General features: G+C 30.0%; 17 protein-coding genes and 1 tRNA gene. 1 reads left to right on the forward strand and 17 read right to left on the reverse strand.

The features are described from left to right. Positions 1 to 62: 62 nt before the first annotated feature. From trhA to FYJ83_RS09100, 6 genes are all read right to left on the reverse strand, one after another. Positions 63 to 731, reverse strand: coding sequence for a PAQR family membrane homeostasis protein TrhA (gene trhA / locus FYJ83_RS09075; RefSeq protein ID WP_154440009.1), 669 nt, complete (start codon positions 729 to 731; stop codon positions 63 to 65). 34 nt (positions 732 to 765) lie between these two features. Next, positions 766 to 1,518, reverse strand: a complete 753-nt coding sequence (gene map, locus FYJ83_RS09080) for a type I methionyl aminopeptidase (protein ID WP_154440010.1) — start codon at positions 1,516 to 1,518, stop codon at positions 766 to 768. 35 nt (positions 1,519 to 1,553) lie between these two features. After that, positions 1,554 to 2,483 carry a tetratricopeptide repeat protein gene (locus FYJ83_RS09085; protein ID WP_154440011.1) on the reverse strand — a complete coding sequence of 310 codons (930 nt, stop codon included), beginning with the start codon at positions 2,481 to 2,483 and terminating at the stop codon, positions 1,554 to 1,556. Positions 2,484 to 2,554: 71 nt separating this feature from the next. After that, positions 2,555 to 4,681 (reverse strand): heavy metal translocating P-type ATPase, encoded by a 2,127-nt coding sequence (locus tag FYJ83_RS09090; protein ID WP_154440012.1) that lies wholly within the window; start codon positions 4,679 to 4,681, stop codon positions 2,555 to 2,557. Between the two features lie 116 nt (positions 4,682 to 4,797). Continuing rightward, positions 4,798 to 5,613 (reverse strand): nitroreductase family protein, encoded by an 816-nt coding sequence (locus FYJ83_RS09095; RefSeq protein ID WP_154440013.1) that lies wholly within the window; start codon positions 5,611 to 5,613, stop codon positions 4,798 to 4,800. 66 nt (positions 5,614 to 5,679) lie between these two features. Next, a complete protein-coding gene (locus FYJ83_RS09100; protein WP_154440014.1) occupies positions 5,680 to 6,237 on the reverse strand; it encodes a phosphatase PAP2 family protein in 558 nt (185 codons plus the stop codon). A 119-nt stretch (positions 6,238 to 6,356) separates the two neighbouring features. Here FYJ83_RS09100 and FYJ83_RS09105 point away from each other — a divergent pair, with 119 nt between their 5' ends. After that, positions 6,357 to 8,246: an ATP-dependent helicase gene (locus FYJ83_RS09105; protein WP_229768541.1), complete on the forward strand. Its 1,890-nt coding sequence runs from the start codon at positions 6,357 to 6,359 to the stop codon at positions 8,244 to 8,246. Positions 8,247 to 8,505: 259 nt separating this feature from the next. On the opposite strand, the gene FYJ83_RS09110 is transcribed toward FYJ83_RS09105, so the two are convergent. From FYJ83_RS09110 to FYJ83_RS09160, 11 genes are all read right to left on the reverse strand, one after another. After that, a complete protein-coding gene (locus tag FYJ83_RS09110) occupies positions 8,506 to 9,579 on the reverse strand; it encodes a GerMN domain-containing protein (protein ID WP_154440016.1) in 1,074 nt (357 codons plus the stop codon). 193 nt (positions 9,580 to 9,772) lie between these two features. Further along, on the reverse strand, positions 9,773 to 10,498 hold the full coding sequence (locus tag FYJ83_RS09115) for an HAD family hydrolase (RefSeq protein ID WP_154440017.1): 726 nt from the start codon (positions 10,496 to 10,498) through the stop codon (positions 9,773 to 9,775). Between the two features lie 138 nt (positions 10,499 to 10,636). Continuing rightward, positions 10,637 to 10,828, reverse strand: coding sequence for a hypothetical protein (locus FYJ83_RS09120; protein WP_154440018.1), 192 nt, complete (start codon positions 10,826 to 10,828; stop codon positions 10,637 to 10,639). 33 nt (positions 10,829 to 10,861) lie between these two features. After that, the gene (locus FYJ83_RS09125; protein ID WP_154440019.1) at positions 10,862 to 11,848 is read right to left on the reverse strand and encodes an ABC transporter ATP-binding protein; all 987 of its coding nucleotides are present in this window, start codon (positions 11,846 to 11,848) and stop codon (positions 10,862 to 10,864) included. Next, positions 11,849 to 12,832, reverse strand: a complete 984-nt coding sequence (locus tag FYJ83_RS09130; protein ID WP_154440020.1) for an ABC transporter ATP-binding protein — start codon at positions 12,830 to 12,832, stop codon at positions 11,849 to 11,851. 15 nt (positions 12,833 to 12,847) lie between these two features. Then, positions 12,848 to 13,759: an oligopeptide ABC transporter permease gene (opp4C, locus tag FYJ83_RS09135; RefSeq protein WP_154440021.1), complete on the reverse strand. Its 912-nt coding sequence runs from the start codon at positions 13,757 to 13,759 to the stop codon at positions 12,848 to 12,850. A gap of 12 nt (positions 13,760 to 13,771) precedes the next feature. Next, on the reverse strand, positions 13,772 to 14,737 hold the full coding sequence (locus tag FYJ83_RS09140) for an ABC transporter permease (protein WP_154440022.1): 966 nt from the start codon (positions 14,735 to 14,737) through the stop codon (positions 13,772 to 13,774). 96 nt (positions 14,738 to 14,833) lie between these two features. Further along, a complete protein-coding gene (locus FYJ83_RS09145) occupies positions 14,834 to 16,552 on the reverse strand; it encodes an ABC transporter substrate-binding protein (RefSeq protein ID WP_216584962.1) in 1,719 nt (572 codons plus the stop codon). A 684-nt stretch (positions 16,553 to 17,236) separates the two neighbouring features. Continuing rightward, positions 17,237 to 18,340 carry a transposase gene (locus FYJ83_RS09150; protein ID WP_195837969.1) on the reverse strand — a complete coding sequence of 368 codons (1,104 nt, stop codon included), beginning with the start codon at positions 18,338 to 18,340 and terminating at the stop codon, positions 17,237 to 17,239. Positions 18,341 to 18,415: 75 nt separating this feature from the next. Further along, positions 18,416 to 18,817: a transposase gene (locus FYJ83_RS09155; protein ID WP_154440024.1), complete on the reverse strand. Its 402-nt coding sequence runs from the start codon at positions 18,815 to 18,817 to the stop codon at positions 18,416 to 18,418. A 410-nt stretch (positions 18,818 to 19,227) separates the two neighbouring features. Next, positions 19,228 to 19,300, reverse strand: a tRNA-Lys gene (locus FYJ83_RS09160). Positions 19,301 to 19,482 lie beyond the last annotated feature (182 nt).

Consider the following 19,482-nt stretch of genomic DNA (forward strand, 5'->3'; position numbering starts at 1 on the left):
GATTCTCTCCTTTCAGAATATTCAATACCTCCGATTTTGGGTCAACAAAATCGGAGGTATTATTATGCTAAATATATTACAATACCTACAAAATGTAACACAGAAGCCGCCAATACAAATAGATGCCATATTGCATGATTATAGGGAATTTTTTTTGTACTATAGAATATAGTTCCCAGTGTATAAAGTAGTCCTCCTCCCAATATCCACATGAAAAATCCTAAAGAAGCCATTCTAATAATTGGCTTTATTGTAAATACTGCTATCCATCCCATACCTATATACATAATTAGAGATACTGCTTTAAACTTATCAAATTTTCCAAAGGTAAATATTTTAAATACAACTCCTAGTATAGCTATGGACCATACTGAAATCAATATTCCAACTCTCAATGCTCCTGTCATAGTAAGAAGTGCTATTGGGGTATATGTTCCTGCTATAAATAAAAATATAGATGAATGGTCAAATACACGAAGTATTTGTTTTGCCTTTTCATAAGGAATACTATGGTACAATGTAGATGCCAGATACATTAAAATTAAGCATGAACCATAAATACTAAATGCAACTATAGAAATCGTTTGTCTTTTTTGTATAGATAACATCAATAATACAACTAAAGATACTATACCAAACAACACCCCTAATCCATGGGTTATACCATTGGCTATTTCCTCTTTCACTGTATACTTCTTGCTTAACAATTGAACTAGATTTTCATTTTTCATACTTTCACCTATCCTTTCTTAAAAGCCTTATTTTTTATTCTCCTTGGTCTGTTAAAATTATTGGTCCATCTTTTGTAATTCCTAAGGTATGTTCATATTGGGCTGATAGTTTTCCGTCCACTGTTCTTGCTGTCCACTCATTATCATCTATTTTCATATGGTATGTTCCCATATTAATCATTGGCTCTATGGTTATAACCATACCTTCTACAAGTCTTTGCCCTCTACCTGGTACTCCATAATGAGGTACTTGAGGGTCTTCGTGCATATTTTTCCCAATTCCATGACCTACAAAATCCCTAACTACAGAGTAACCCTGGGATTCTACAAAAGATTGTATAGCATGGCCTATATCTCCTAGTCGATTTCCTACTACAGCTTTTTCTATTCCTTTATATAGGGCTTCTTTCGTTATATCCAACAACTTCCTTGCTTCATCAGATATATCGCCTACAGCATAGGACCAAGCAGAATCTGCAAGCCATCCATTTAAGTTCACTACCATATCAATAGTTACTATATCCCCATCCTTCAATGGCTCTACCCTAGGATACCCGTGGCAGATTTCATCATTTATAGATGCACAAGTTGCATAAGGATAACCATGATAGCCCTTTTGCTCTGGATATGCTCCACGTTCTTCTAAATACTTTTCTACAAATTTATCGATTTCCATAGTAGATATTCCAGGTTTTATCATCTTAGCTATTTCTTTATGTAGATTGGCTAATATCTCTCCTGCTTTTTTCATATTTTCCATTTGTTCCTGTGTTTTTAATATAATCATATAATCTCCCTTTCTTTTCTATATAAATTATTATTTCACCTATTTATTAATTTTATAAAATCTTTATTCTCATGCAGATTTATAAAATCTTTATCTGTCTTTATATATTCTATTATACTTGGTAATAAAACTACAGCTTTTCTTAAATCACTAATAGCTTTTCTATCATTATTCAATAAAGAATAACAACAAGCTCTATTATAGTATAAATCATGTGCATCTGGATTATGATTTATTCCTTCTGTCAATATATCTATTGTTTCTCTATATTTATTTTCCTCTATATAAATTGCAGATACGTTTAAAAATGAATAGGAGTATTCAGGATTAATATCTATAACCTTATAATAATACTCTAAAGCTTTTTTATTATCTCCCAATGCCTTTGAAACAACTCCCATATTAAATAATGCCTTATAATATTCAGGCTCTAAATCTAAACTTTTTTGTATAAATTCCAATGCCTTGTTATATTGTCCTAATTCTTCATATATAGACCCTATATTATTATAACTTATATAGTCATTAGGTGCCAATTCAATTACCTTGTTATAATACTCAATGGCTTTATCCTTATTACCTTTTTCATCAAATATATTTGCAGAATAATAGTATGCTCTATCATAATTCGGGTCTATATCTATAGCTTTATGATAGTATACTAATGCCTTATCAAAATCATTCATCTTTTCATATATCATCGCCATACCATAATAAGCTCCTGCTTCCTTTGGATTAATTTTTATTATGTTTGCATAAGTATATAAAGACTTTTCCATATAATCCAGTTCATCGTATATTTCAGCAATATTATATAATATTGACGTATATTCTCCTATTTCCTCTGTAAATTCTAATGCTCTTCTATAAAAACTAATTGCCTTTTCTTTATCATTGTTTAAATAAAAGTTTTCTGCCAATAAAATATAATTATATTGTTTATTATTGTTGGTTATTTTACTCAATAAACCCACCTCTCAAGTTATATACTACTTATAGTCTACCACATTTTATACTAAAAAAAATAGAGGAATTATTATTCCTCTATTTTTAATGCCCTTATTGAGTTTAATATGGCTATAATAGATACACCAACATCTGCAAATACAGCCTCCCACATAGTAGCCATTCCCATAGCCCCCAGTACTAAAACTACTATTTTCAATCCCAATGCTAATACAATATTTTGAGTAACTATTTTTTTAGTGTTTCTGGCTATTTTAATTCCTGTGGCAATTTTTCCTACTTCATCTGTCATAATAACTATATCTGAGGCTTCTATGGCAGCATCTGAGCCTAGACCTCCCATGGCTATACCTACATCTGCTCTAGCAAGAACTGGTGCATCATTTACTCCATCACCTACAAAAACTACTTTCCCCTTGCTATCTCTAACTATGTCTTCAAATTTGTTTACTTTATCTTGTGGAAGAAGATTTCCATATACTTTATTTAAGCCCACTAGCTCTCCTACTTTTTCAGCAGTACTTTCATTGTCTCCTGAAAGCATAATAGTTCTTTTGATTCCTAAAGACTTTAATTTTTTAATATCTTCCACTACATTATCTTTTAATTCATCAGATACAATAATTGTTCCTATATGCTTATTACTCTTTCCTATATATACTACAGTACCTATGGAATCACTTTCTTTTACCTTTATACCCTTTTCATCAAAGATTTTTTTATTTCCCAGTATAATTTCTTTTCCATCTATAGATACTTCTATACCTTTTCCAGCTATTTCTTTATATGATTTTATATATTCCTTGTTTATCTCTTTATTATATGCTTCTAATATTGATTTACCAATAGGATGATTTGAATGGCTTTCTCCATAAGCTGCTAATTCCAATATTTCTTCCTTTGAATATTCTCCATAAGAAATTATTTCTGTCACTTTAAATGTCCCTTTAGTAATAGTTCCTGTTTTATCAAATACTATTGTATCTACTCCAGTTAAAGCCTCTAAATAATTTCCACCTTTTACAAGTATTCCAGCCTTAGATGAGCCACCTATTCCTCCAAAGAAACCTAGTGGAATAGATATAACCAAAGCACAAGGACAGGATATAACTAAGAATACACAAGCGCTATATGCCCACTCCCTTAAATCTCCACCCATAAATACAGTAGGTATTATGGCTATGGCTAATGCTGCAAACACCACTATAGGTGTATAATATCTAGCAAACTTTGTAATAAATTTTTCTGTTGGTGCCTTCTTACTTGAGGCATTTTCCACTAAATCAAGTATCTTGGATACTGTAGACTCTCCAAATTTCTTTGTTACTTTAATTTTTAATAATCCATGATTATTTACAGTTCCAGATAAAACATTATCATTAATTCCTACATTTCTTGGAACAGATTCTCCAGTTATATTTGAAGTATCTAAGGAAGATTCTCCTTCTACTACAATTCCATCTAGAGGAACTTTCTCACCTGGTCTTACGATCACAATATCACCAATATTTACTTCATTAGGATCTACTACTATTATCTTTCCATTTCTCTCTAAATTAGCTGAATCTGGACGTATATCCAATAATGAAGATATGGACTTTCTTGAATGATTAACTGCCATTCCTTGAAACATTTCTCCAACTTGATAGAATAACATAACTGCAACGCCTTCTGGATATTCTCCTATTACAAAGGCACCTATGGTAGCTATGGTCGTTAAAAAATTTTCGTCAAAAGGTATTCCTGCCAATATGTTTTTAACTGCAATTAAAATAACTTCATGACCTACTATAATATAAGAAAGAACATAAACCATCAGCCTTGGTGTTCCCTCTAATTTTAAAAGATAAGGAAGTATAAATAATAATCCACCTATAGCTAACTTTATGATTTCCTTTTTACTTGTTTCCCCACCATGGTCATGGCCACAACAGCCATCACTATGTTCATGATTGTGATCATGGCTTTCTGCCTTATCTATTACTTTCACATGAGGTTCCAGTTTATTTACTATTCTTTTTATTTCCTCTGTTATTATGGCTGCTTTTTCATCTTCCCTTACATTTACCTTTAATTTTTTAGACACAAAATCTAAGTTGGCAGTTTCAACTCCGTCTAATTCATTAGACAATTTTTCTATTTTTCCTGCACAACCAGCACAATTTAGACCGTTTAATTCCAATTCAATCTGCTTCATATTTCCTGTCCCCCTATATTACATATTAACATATGAACAATCATTCATATGTTAATATAATTATATGACGGGATTTAATTTTTGTCAATAGAAAAAAGCACTTTTCAGTGCTTTTATTATAGCTTAAATTCTCCTATATATTTGTAGTGCGTATTTTCGTCTTCTACTGTCATATCCTTAATTAACTCCCATTTGCTATTTATTCCAATGGAATTAGCCAAGTATTCAAAATAATACATTACTATTCCTGCATCCATAAGACTTGGTTTTTCTTTATCATTATATTTAATTAATAAACTTACTCTGTCTTTTTTAAGTAAAAATCTCCATGGTTGATTATTAAAAGCTGATGGTGCAAATCTTATATAATAAAACAAGTCATCTAATCCTCTATTTTCCAATTCGTCTGCTTTTGGAGAATTTCCTATTTTATCAACAAAAACTAAGTCTTCCACACCGATTCTATGGCTAATAGACTCATTTATAAAAGGATTTCTTGGTTTTCCATATCCTATGGCTAAGATATAGTTAATTTTACCTATTATTTCTCCAAATATCTTCTCTTTTTGTCCTTCATCTGCATCTCCTATACTAACCCAGCAAGTATCAATACCTAAAGAGTTTAGTTTAGTTATTATCTTCTCCATATAATATGCACCATATATAATGGTATCCTCTTGATTATTTATTAGTTCCAGACCTATATAATGGGGACTTTCAATCATAACTCCTGAATATCCGCCAATCCCCTTTAGCTCCTTATATAAATTTTCACCATATTCATATAATCTAAATCTTATATATCCACTGCCATCATCATTTTCTATTGAGTTTAAATAGGATTTAAGTTCAGCTAATACATCTACATCTATTTTTTTGTTTTTAAATTCTCTTATAGATTTCCTTTCCCTTAAAAAATTAGTCATTAACATATAAAAAACCCCCTTAGATAATATAAATCTATGAAATATATACCACTTTTATAGTTTTTTAATCTATCATTTTAGCCCTAGAGCTTCTGCTATATTATATACAAATTCTAATAAATAAAAATGTACTAGAATAGATGTAAAACAACCAACAAACATACCTGCCGCTACATCTGTAGGATAATGAACTCCTAAATATATTCTAGAAACTCCAACCACTATGGCAATGATAAAGACTAATATGGATAATCTAGGTATATTTAGAGCTATGGTTACCGCCATGGAAAAACTTGCAGTAGTATGACCTGATGGGAAGGAATAGTCTTTTAAATCTATACCAAAGGTATTTAAATGTTCTATAATATTATATGGTCTTTCTCTACTTAGAAGCATCTTTAAAGTATGAACTATAATTTGGCTAATAGCCAAAACTCCTAAAAGTTCAAAACCCATAAGCTTTATATGACTGCTTCCTATTAGTATTAAAATTATTACTAAAAGAGAAGAAAATATTACTCCCCCTAGGTTTGTAGCTCTAGACATTATAGTATCTAAGTATTTGTGGCTCATTTTTGTATTAATTAAATTTATAAGAAAATCATCAAACTTTTTCAATTTATCTTTCATATCTTCACCTCTGTGAACTTTACTAAATTTACTATATTAAATTATTATTACCCAGATGTTTATAATTTTATAGACTTATATAATTATACTACTTATATATTTTTTATGTTAGAATATAAATGATTATTAAAAAAGTAGGTGTAGAGATGAATTTAAGTATGGAACAGCAAAATGCAGTAAAACATTTAGACGGTCCTGCTTTAGTATTAGCAGTACCAGGTGCAGGTAAGACTACAGTTCTAATACATAGAACTGCTAATTTAATTTTAAATCATAAAATAAATCCGAAACGAATCTTATCCATAACCTTTAGTAAGGCATCAGCTAGGGATATGAAGTCAAGATTTGATAGTTTTTTTGGCTCTACCTCTATTCCCATTGAGTTTTCCACGATTCATAGCTTTTGTTTTAGCTTAATTAGAGAATATGCTTATATTAATAAAATTAAATATACTTTAATTGAAGGTGAAAAGGAAGAATTAAATAAATTTAATTTAATAAAAAAAATATATCTTGATATAAATCACCAATATATTACTGAAGAAAAATTAGAATCTTTACTAAATGCCATAGGGTATATTAAAAATATGATGATTACAGTAGATGAGTTCTTAAAAAACAATAAAACTGATATTGAAAATTTAAAAACCATATACAATACATATGAAAAACATAAAAGAGACAATAACTTAATCGATTTCGATGATATGCTAACTTTATCTTTAGAAATCCTTACAGAAAACAAACATATATTAAACAATTATCGTAGTAAATATGACTTTTTACAAGTAGATGAAGGGCAAGATACTTCAAAGGTTCAAATGGAAATAATAAAGTTAATATCAAAGCCTAAAGATAATTTATTTATAGTAGCAGATGATGACCAGTCCATATATGGATTTAGAGGCGCATATCCAAAGGGTTTGCTTAATTTCAATAATATTTACCCTAAGGGTAAATTATTTTTTATGGAGGATAATTATAGATCTTCCCAAAATATTGTATCAGTATGTAATGAATTTATTAAGAAAAACAAATTACGGTATAATAAAAATATTAAAACCTATAATAAATTTATTGAACCTATTAATATAGTAAAAGTTAATTCTATTAGCCAACAATATAAATATATAATAGATGATTTAAAGGACAGAGAACTATCTAAATGCTGCATTTTGTATAGGAATAATCTGTCTTCCATAGGACTCATAGAATTTTTTGAAAGAAATCAAATTCCATTTTATATGCGTGATATTAAAGTTAAGTTTTTTAACCACTGGCTTATACAAGATATAATAAACTTTATTATATTTTCTGGTGATACAAGTAATATGAATATATATGAAAATATTTATTATAAAAAGAGAGGATATATATCTAAAAAACAAATTAACTATGCTAAGACTCTTAATTATAACCTTTCAGTATTTGATAGAATAATGGATTTTCCTGGTCTATCAAATTTTTATAAATCAACTCTTATGGATTTAAAATTAGACTTTAAAAAGCTTTCCAAACTAAGTCCACCTGAAGCAATTAGATTCATAGAGTATGATTTAGAGTATGAAAGGTATCTGAAGGAAAATTCCATGAGGTTTGGATATACTTATGATTCCTTAAAAACTATATTATACTATTTAAAACTTATAGCAAATAATACTGAAAATCTAAATGAGTTATTAAATAGACTAAGATATTTAGACAATTTGTGCAGAAGTTCTCCTAATACAAAAAATTCAGTAACACTATCCACAGTTCATTCTGCCAAAGGTTTAGAGTTTGACAGAGTGTATATGATAGATCTTGTAGACGGTGATTTTCCTTCTTCTTCAAGTGTTGATGCTTCTGAAAAAGGAAAATATGAATTAATAGAAGAGGAGAGAAGATTGTTCTATGTGGGAATGAGCAGAGCAAAACATCATCTATCTTTAATTACCCCCCATAATATAGGAGATAAATCTGTTTCTCCATCACGATTTTTATTAGAATTACAGAACAAAAAAGCTTAATATAGCCATTTAAAACTTTTTCCTAAATTTATGAGTAAAATTTAATTTATTTGTAATACTATATATGAAAAAGTAAATTTTATATAAGGAGGGAATTTACAATGGCTAAAAATAAGAACAATTCAAAAAGAAATCAAGACAAAAACCAAGATAGAAACCAAGAACAAAATCAAAACAATAATGATAACAGAGAACAAAACAAAAACGATGATAGATAATGTCACTAATAAATAAAGATCCCTTTTAAAGGGATCTTTATTTACTCATTTAATTCTTTTATATCTAAAGTTTCAACTTCAAACGCTTCATCTTTTTTTATACCAAAATGACCTGATTCATAAGGTTTATCTTCAACAGTTATATATACCTTTTCCACATCATAAAACTTACCCAATGTATTTACTACAGATTTTAAAATCTCCATTTCAAAAGAAGAACCTACATTCATTTCTTCTATCAATTCTTTAGAAAAATCTACTTCTAAAGTCCAAGCATCTCTATTTAAGTGAATCTTATTTATATTAGTATTTTTTGAAATTGGAGATATTAATTTATTACTTGGTGGATTTTTCATTATATTTTCTAAAATGTTTTCAATATTATCATTTGTACCAAATTCTATATTTTCTTTAACATATTCAGTAGAAATATCATCAGATGTTGGATAATAAGCTAATATTTCCATTTCTTGTTTTTTAGTATTTACCTCTTCCAATAAGGTTTTTACTTCCATCTCTCCATCTATATAAATTCTTGCAACCAATCCAACACCTTTTGCATAATAGTCTTTATTAGTTCTGCCTTCTCCAAAATCTGTAGTTACTTCTAAAGTATTATAGGTTCCTGCAGGGGTTTCCATTTGCTTATCTAGACTAGTAATCTTAACTGTATTACCCTGATCATCTTTCCAGGCGTTATTAAGTTCTAAGGGCTCTTTTAATATGATGTTTTGGCTATTTGTATTGGCATTTAACATATTTTCAATATGATAAAATTCTCCTTCTCCAAATACCTCTGTTAGTTCACCATTTTTGTATTCCAAAACCTTTACAAATACTGTTCCAGGATTCATAATTTTTATTTGCATTTTGTTATTCTCAATGAATTCTACAAATACCTGCTGTTCTGCATATTCATTTCCTATGCCTTCATAACTCATAACAAGGTTTTCTTTGAAAGGATAATAGTCCTCTATTGTTAAAATATCCTTATTTAATTTGTCATCTTCTTTAGATACATTTGCATTATTTTGTTCTTTAGATATAACCCTTTTACATCCGAATAAAGAAATTGTCATTACTAATGCTAATAATAAATAAAAAGTCCTTTTCATATTATCACTCCTATATTTAAATTATTCATTCTTAATTCATATAGATTATATCCCCTTTTATTTTTATTATAATATATTTTATTAAAAAAGTCGTTACGATAGAGTTACAAAATTTCTTTAAGTCTGTAGATAACTAACATTGACCATAATAAAAACATGATTCTACTGTTTAAAATATAAATAACTCCTAAAATTAAAGTATGTCTACATCTGGATTTAGTTTGTATATTACATTTTTTCTCTCTACTATTATGGATATTTTTTGTGATAATTCTTTATCTTCTCTTATGGCAAGAAATAAAGGCTTATTTGGGTTTATTGCTATTGGATTTCCTACCATCCTAAGCATTGATAAATCCCCTGTAGTATCTCCATAGGCATAGCTTCTATCTAATTCTACATTATATTTTTCAATAAGGTCCCTTAAGACTTTTTGCTTACTTTCTGAATCCCACATTCTAATTATTTCACCTGTAAATTTATTTTCTTCATCTACCTTATATACTGTTCCTTTATATTCAGTAGCACCGTATTTTTCTGCCATCTTTGATACTAAAAAATCGGGACTTCCAGAAATAAAAAACACCTTATGCCCTTGTTCTTTATGCCATTCTATTTGGTCTCTAGAATATTTATATACCATATCACCGTTAACATTGATTACCTGGCTTGCTATAAATTCTATATAAGTTTTATTTACTCCTCTTAATTCTTGAATATATACATCTGCCAATGTTTCTAAATAAAGCTCAAAGTCTCCAAATCTTTTTTCCCATTCTTCATAGACTTTCTTTACTTTTGTATACCAAATAGCAGGGTCTATAACTTCATATTTATTGAGTTTCTTAAAATGTTCAATCATCAAAGAATTTCTAAATATTGTACCATCAATATCAAAAAATGCAGCTATATTTTTCATAATATCATCCTTACTTTTTTTATTATTATATAAGTTATACCCAATTAGCATTAAATCATTCCATAAAAAAATCGGTACTTAATCAGTACCGATTTCTTTCTTTTGATTTTATATTATTTAATTAAATCACCGTTTTTGTTACATTACCCATAATCTAAATATAATAACAATTACTGCAAAAGAAAGAGCTAATATGGCTACAAAGGGAAATATTACTTGATATGCAGCAATAATCATAGCCAATATGTCTTTCCAAGATACCTCAACATCGTCTACAGTATTCTTGTTTGTTGGAGCTTCAGTTCTATTGCTATATGGATCAGTAAACATAATATCCCTCCAATAACCTTATTATATCTTAAATTAAACCAAATGACAAGCCACAAAATGTCCTGGTTTAGCTTCCTTAAACTCTGGTACTTCAGTCTTACATTTATCCATAGCATAAGGACATCTTGTATGGAAACGACATCCTAATGGTGGATTTGCAGGACTTGGTATATCTCCCTTTAATATAATTCTTTTTTTCTTATATGTTGGATCTGCAATTGGTATAGCAGATAAAAGAGCCTGTGTATATGGATGTAGTGGCTCTGCATATAAGTCATCCTTTGGTGCTAACTCAACTAAGCTACCTAAGTACATTACACCTATACGGTCACTAATATGTTTTACTACAGATAAGTCATGGGATATAAATAGATATGTTAAACCCATTTCCTCCTGTAAATCCATAAGTAAGTTTATTACCTGTGATTGGATTGAAACGTCAAGAGCAGATACTGGTTCATCACATACTATAAATTCTGGATTTAAAGCTAACGCACGAGCAATACCTATTCTTTGTCTTTGTCCTCCACTAAACTCATGTGGATACCTTCTTATATGATATGGTGCTAATCCACATTTTTGTATAACATCACTTACTATTTCATTAACTTCTTTACCTTTCTTCGCAAGACCATGCTCCACTAAAGCCTCACCACATATTTGTGATACTGTTTTACGTGGATTTAATGAACTGTATGGGTCTTGGAATACTATTTGCATTTTAGTACGTAATTTTATCATTTCATCTTTTGGTAATCCATATATTTCACGACCATCATAATATACTTCACCATCAGTTTTTTCTAATAATCTAAGTAAAGTACGTCCTGTAGTTGATTTACCACAGCCTGACTCTCCAACTATACCCAAGGTTTCCCCTTTTTTAATGGTGAATGAAACATCTTCTACAGCTTTAACATGTCCTATGGTTTTCTTTAAAAATCCACCTTTTATAGGGAAGTATTTCTTCAGATTTTTAACTTCTAACAAGTCATTAGTTTCTATAAGTTTTTCTGCCATCTATTTCTCCCCTCCCTCTTTTTCATGCAGCCAGCAACGTATCTTTCGGTTGTCACCAAATTTATTTAACTCTGGCATTTTCTCCTTACAGATATCCATTGCATGTGAGCATCTTGGGTGGAAAGCACATCCTTTAGGCATTGCCAATGGATTAGGTACTGCCCCAGGAATAACATCTAATCTCTTTGCATTACCATCTAAGCTAGGTTTTGATTTCATAAGACCTATGGTATAAGGATGTTTTGGGTCTTTAAATAAATCTATTACATCTGCCTCTTCAACAACTCTACCTGCATACATTACTATAACATGGTCTGCCATTTCCGCTACAACTCCAAGGTCGTGAGTAATTAGCATTATAGCTGTATTTAGTTTTTCCTTTAAATCTTTCATAAGTTCAATGATTTGTGCTTGAATAGTTACATCTAAAGCTGTAGTAGGTTCGTCAGCTATTAATAGCTTTGGATTACAGGACAGTGCCATGGCAATCATAGCACGTTGCCTCATACCCCCAGAAAATTGGTGAGGATATTCATCTACTGCTTGTTCTGCTCTAGGTATACCTACTAATTTTAACATTTGGACACATCTTTCCTTTGCTGCCTTTTTGTCCAATTTTTGATGAAGCATTATTGCCTCAGAAATCTGTTTTCCTATGGTGAAAACAGGATTTAATGAAGTCATAGGCTCTTGGAAAATCATTGCTATATCATTTCCTCTTATACTCTGCATTTCCGATTCTGTAGCCTTAACTAAATCCTTGCCTTCAAATAATATTTCTCCACCTACAATTCTGCCAGGAGGATTTGGAACTAATCGTAAAATAGATACGGACGTAACAGACTTACCACATCCAGATTCTCCTACTATACCTAGAGTTTGTCCAGGTTCTAATTCAAAGTCAACTCCATCTACAGCTGGTACTATTCCGTCCTCTGTAAAGAAATGAGTCTGTAAATTTTTCACTTCTAATAAGTATTTCATATAATCACCCCTAGCTTATTGTTTTAGTCTTGGATCTAGAGCATCTCTTAGTCCATCACCTAGTAAGTTCAAGCTTATTACTGCAAGGAAAATTATTATTCCAGGTGGAACCCATTGCCACCAACGATTCTTAAGTACATATTGACTCTGTGCATCATACATCATATTTCCCCATGTTGGTGTAGGAGGCGCAACTCCTAACCCTAAGAAACTTAAAGCCGATTCAGTAAGTATAGCAGATGCTATACCAGTTGTTGCTGATACTATAATTGAAGCCATTGTATTTGGTATTAAGTGAGAAACAATTTTTTTAAAGTCACCAATTCCTAATGCTGTGGCAGCTTCCATAAATTCTCTTTCCCTTAAAGATAATATCTCTGCCCTTACAATCCTAGCAATTCCAGGCCATCCTAAAATCGCCAATACAATCATTATATTGTATATACTTGGTCCTAATACGGCTACGAAAGTAATAGCTATAGGTAAAAATGGTAAACAGGAGAAAATATCTGCTATTCTCATTATAACATTGTCTATGCCTTTACCATAATATCCAGCTATACCTCCAAGTATAACCCCTATTAATATTCTTAGTGATGTTGATACAAATCCTACAGTTAAAGATATTCTACCACCATAGGCTAACCTCGTTAACATATCTCTTCCCAGTGAATCTGTACCTAAAAGATGCTCGCTACTAGGAGGAGCATTTGTATTGGCTAAATTAGTAATATCTCTCGGAATGCCTGTTATAAAAGGTGCAAATATTGCTGCTAAAGATAAAATTGTAATTACAACTAAACCTATCATAGCAAGTTTATTTTTTCTAAGACGTCTCCCTACAATTGTCCAGGGACTCTCCACTTTACTGCTGGTGGCTAGATTTTCTTCTTGATTTTCATTTATTTGTCCTTTTTCTTTTATCATCAAATCTCACCCCTAATCTAATCTAATTCTTGGGTCTACTAAGGCATAAGAAATATCTGCCAATAAGTTCCCTAATAGAGTAAATATAGCTAAGAATAAGTTTGTCCCCATCAACACTGGATAATCCCTTTGCATAACTGCTTGATGTTGTAATTTACCCATTCCTGGCAATGCAAACATGATTTCAGTAATTACTGCTCCTGAAAATAGAGTTGGTAAAGTAAATCCTAATAAAGTAATAACTGGTATTAAAGCGTTTCTTAAAGCATGTTTATATATAACAACTCTTTCTTTTAAACCTTTTGCTCTTGCAGTTCTTATATAGTCTTGTCTAACTACTTCTAGCATACTGGAACGAGTATATCTCATAAGTCCACCTGCTCCAGTTAATCCGAGAACAATCAATGGTATAAATGTATGTCTTAAATAGTCCATCATCCTAGCAAACCCAGTATACATTGCCCCTGGTGTTTCTATTCCAGATAGTGGAAATAGTCTGAGATCTATAGCAAGCCATTTTTTAAGTAATAGGGCTAAGAAGAAAGCTGGTATTGAAATTCCTGCTAAAGCAAATACTGTACCTGCATAATCAAAAACTGAATATTGTTTAGTCGCCGAAATAACACCAATAGGTATTGCAATAATAATACTAATAATTAGTGAACCAAAAGCTATGTAAAATGTTGGCCATAATCTTTCAGCTATTAATTTTTCTACAGGTTGTTTTAATTGAAATGAAAATCCAAAGTTCCCTTGTAAAGCATTTTTAACATAATCTATATATTGTAATACGGGACTCTTGTTCAATCCATGAGCCTCTTTAAGAGCCTCTAGTGTCTCTTTAGTCATATTAGGGTCCTGAGTGTAACTAGCAAGTGGATCTCCTGGTGCAAGTTGTATTATGGAGAATACCAATATACTTACACCTATAAGTATGGGAATTTGCTGTAACAAACGTCTGGTAATGAATCTACCCATTTATATTCCTCCTTATCAAAATAGTTTTAACTTAATATAGCCTAGTCGAGCTAGGCTATATTAAGTTTGTTATTTTTATGACTTTGAAAACTTATATTATTGTGCTATTTCTATTAAATGACCGTCTCTTGACCAGTAAATAAATTCTGATGGGTTAAAGTTTTTAACTCTCTTATTTACTAACCATGGACTCATTCTTATATAAATATATAGGTATGGAAGTTCTTCATTAAACTCTCTTGCTAACTCTTGATAAATTTCTTTACGCTTAGTTTCATCAAACTCAACTACTCCATCTTTCATTAACTGCTCTATCTTTTCATTGTCAAAGTATCCTCTATTGTTTCCTGGAGGGAATAAAGTTTTAGAGTATACACCTGACATATCTGGGTCTGCTCCTAATCCCCAAGCCATGTTCCACATATCATATTTGTCTTTATTTCCTGGATCAGAAATCAATGTTGATAAGGAGTTGAAGTCCATTAGTACGATTTCACAATCAACACCAATTTGTTTCCATTGTTCAGCTGCTAAAGCAGTTATCTTAGTTGACCAAAGAGCTTCTTGGTATGAGTGCCATTTAAATGCTAATTTCTTACCATCTTTTTCTCTTATACCGTCTGCTCCAAGCTTCCAGCCTGATGCTTCAAGTAATTCAATAGCTTTATCTTTATTATATTCATATAAATTAAGTTGGCTTTCATCTGGATAAGCCCATGATACTGGAGAAATAGGTGTATGAGCTACGAAACCACCTTTATCACCAAAGAAGGATTCAATAAATCCTTTTCTATCAAGACCATATGCTAGTGCTTGTCTAACGTTTTTATCTTGGAATATTGGATTAGTAAAGTTAAATCCAGCATATGCGTAACCATTGTTCATATTGTTAATTAATGTACCATGTTTGTAAGCATCACCTTCGATTGTTTCATAGTTTTCTATAGAACCTTCGAAGTTAACAGCATCAATTGCACCTATTTCAAATTCTGATAATTCGTCAACATTAGCTATAACTTTCCAAATTATACCGTCAAGCTTTGGAGCGCCTTGCCAGTAATCTGGGTTTGCCTCTAACTCTACATATTGCTCAGCTTCATATTTTTTAAGTTTGAAAGCTCCGTTTCCTATAGGGTCACGATTTAGAGCTGCCATTTCATCTGCAGTCTTATCACCGTAGTAGTGCTTTGGTATTGGCATTATAGCCAAACCTCTAAGGGTAGTAGCTTTAGCTTGTTCTACAGTAATTTCTACTGTATATTTATCTAATGCTTTAACACCTTCAGCTGTTTCAGCATTACCTGCTTTAACATCTTTAGCACCAACGATGTCTTGCATTACTAGAGTATATCCTCTACCTTTGTAATCTGGTGCAAATATAGCATTGAAAGTAAATACAACGTCATCAGCTGTAACTTCAACGCCATCATGCCATTTTATCCCTTCTCTTAGATTAAAAGTATATTTTAATCCATCATCTGATACAGTATAATCTTTAACCAATGCACCTTCAGTTGTAAGTGCACCATTTTTTTCAACGTTTAGTAGTGAATTGAACATTAACTCAATCATATAATAGTCATAAGTAGCTGAGTATGTAATTGGGTTAAATATTCCGTCTGGACTTGTTCCACCAACTGTTAACACATTTCCTCTTTCAGAACCTGGATAAACTTCCTTTGGTTCATCTTTGTTACTATCATCAGCTACATCAGGTGGAGTATCCACTGCTGTATCTTTAGGTTTACAACCAGCTAGGAATGCTGATAGTACTAAAGTCAAAACTAATAGAAAAATAATACTTTTTTTCATCATTGTTTTCATTCCCCCTTGTAATTATTATATTTTAAAAAGCTAATATGGTTTCCCATATTACTTTTCAAAAACAACGTAGCGTAATACTTTGAAATGTAATCATTAAAATAATTATTTATATTTTAATACATTTTACAGATAATTTCAATAGTTTTTTAAAATCTAACTTTTTTGTTTAGAATCTATATTCTATATACTCTTTATATACTTGAAATTTATATACTTACTAAATGTTTTTTCAAAATATAAGCTTAATAAATAATATGCTTTACAATGAAATTTATTAATACAAGTTCAATAGAATTTTTTAATTTGTATTAATATATAGTATATATTCTTTCACGGAATAGTCAAGCAATTCTTTATAAATTTAAAATTTAAAATATAGAATATAGTAAATAATTGAATCAAAAATTAAAAAAGATTGTTTCAAAATGGTTAATTTAAGGGTATTAATATTTTCCTATTTATATTCCTTTTTTGGAATATTTAAACTAGATAAAAAAGGGGATGTTTCATAACTGATAAATCAGTTATGAAACTCCTCTTTCCCTATATCAAAGTTGATAACTAAGTTATATAAATCTCTATAAATATAAAATATACTCTCTCTAGATTAATTTATGGTACAAGAAATAAAGCTTAGATCTTTCTAAACTTTTTTATTTATATTATTTTTCCTTCCTAAATTATTTCTTTATATCTAACAAAACCTAATTTGTCTGCCTTTATTTTACTACTTAGTTTTCTTATATTTATTGCAACACTTAGTAGCTTTATTTCTGAAACAACTTTTTCCATACCTCTATGTTTAAATCTTAAATATTGCATTCTTGATTTTATATATGAAAATACTCCTTCTGCCTGAATTGAACGATTAAGCCTTTCTGTAATTCCTTCTTCTGTTATTATATTTTTTTCTGACTCTTTTCTTAATTCTTCAAATCTTTCAGAAACATATATGCGTTTCAATCCAGTCTTGTTTTTCATATCTATGCAATCACTAGAATATGTACAATTTAGACAGTCATTGCATAGATAAACCTTAGACTCACTTTTAAATCCATATTTATTTTTTCTATATATTATCTTTTCAAATTTAAGCTTTTTATTATTATGACAAAGATAATGTTCTTCTGCTTTACAGTAAGTCATATTCTCTTTTCTTGATATGTCATTTCTATATTTTCTTGTCTTTTTCACTTCATAATTTAAGGGTTTTATGAATGGGTTTATTTTCTTTTCTCTTAGGTAAAGATAATTTTCTTCACTTTCATAGCCTGAGTCTGCTACAATTCTATTTATTTTTGTATCATATTTTTTTAAAAGTTTATCCATAAAAGGAGTTAAGGTTCTAACATCTGTAGGATTACTAAATCCCTCTATGTCTACAATATACCCACCATTCGTTGCACATTGAATATTGTAAGCAGGTTTTAACTGACCATTTTTCATATGATCATCTTTTAATCTCATGAAAGTTGCATCTTTATCTGTTTTTGAATAGCTATTTCTTTCACCAAGTATATTCAAATGTTTTTCATATATATTTAGCTTATCAAGCCACTCTTCCAACATTTCATATTTCTTTTGTTCTTCTGATTTCCTCTTTCCACTCCCATAATTAAATACTATATTCTTCGATTTACAGATATTCCTTGTATTATTGAACTCAATTAAAACAAGTTTCTTACAATCATCACTGGATAAGTTTTCATCGATTTTAAAGTATTCTAGTATTTTCTGCATTAGTTTCTCTTGATATTTAAGTATAGATTTTTTCCACACAAATGTGTATTTATTAGCATTTGCTTCAATTTTCGTTCCGTCTATGTATATACTTTTTAAATCTATTTCTCCTTGTTATACTAGCAGATTTACTAGTTGATGTAATATTTCATCCATGAAGGAATATATCTTATTCCTAAATCTATTGATGGTTACATGATCAGGGGGGTTTCCATTATCTAAAAGCCATCTGAATCTAAGATCATACTTACAAGCATCTTCAACATCTCTAGCTGAATATTTTCTATTTATGTATGCAAAAACTAGAATTTTCAACATAGCCTTTGATTCTATAACTGGCTTTCTACCTTTATTAGAGTAGGCACTATCTAAAAACTTTAAATTCATCTCCTCAATAATATTGTGCACCAGGAAAACCTCATCATCCATATCAAAATTATTAGTCAAATCAAAACTAAAAGTTAGTTGTATTTTTTTGATTTTTGCTTTATGATTGACTTTAGTATGTATATTCATAGCAGATAAATCATACTAAAAAAGAGTTCAGAGAGCAATCGCTTTCTGAACTCTTTTTCTTTTATTAAGGGTTATTTATTTTGAAACAGCCCCTTTTTTAGATGGAAAAAGTAGTTTCAGAAGTAAAGTTATTAAGTGTTTCAATAAGTATAAGAAAACTAAGTAGTAAAATAAAGGCAGATAAATTAGATTTTGTTAGATATAAAGAAGCAATTTAGGAAGCAAAATAATATAAATAAAAAAACTTTAGAAAAATCTAATCTTTATTTCATACACCCTAAATTAATCTAGAAAAAATATATTTAATATTTATATAAATTTATATAACTTAGTTCTCAACTTTGATATATAAAAAAAGAGTTATTTCATAACTGATAAATCAGTTATGAAATAACTCTTTTTTTATATAATGCACCTTCAGGGACTCGAACCCTGGGCCCACTGATTAAGAGTCAGTTGCTCTACCATCTGAGCTAAAGGTGCAAATCTAATTAACATTATCATTATACTACTATAGTTTATATTTGTCTATAGTAGTATAAAAAGAGCGTCTACGACGCGTTAAATATTTGCGTACTATACTTCGATTTGAAAATTAAATTTTTCTGCTCATGTTAATATTCTATTTATTTTTGGTATAAATAAATTGGTGATAATATGAGCAG

Source organism: Tissierella pigra (assembly GCF_009695605.1).
GTDB classification, from domain to species: domain Bacteria; phylum Bacillota; class Clostridia; order Tissierellales; family Tissierellaceae; genus Tissierella; species Tissierella pigra.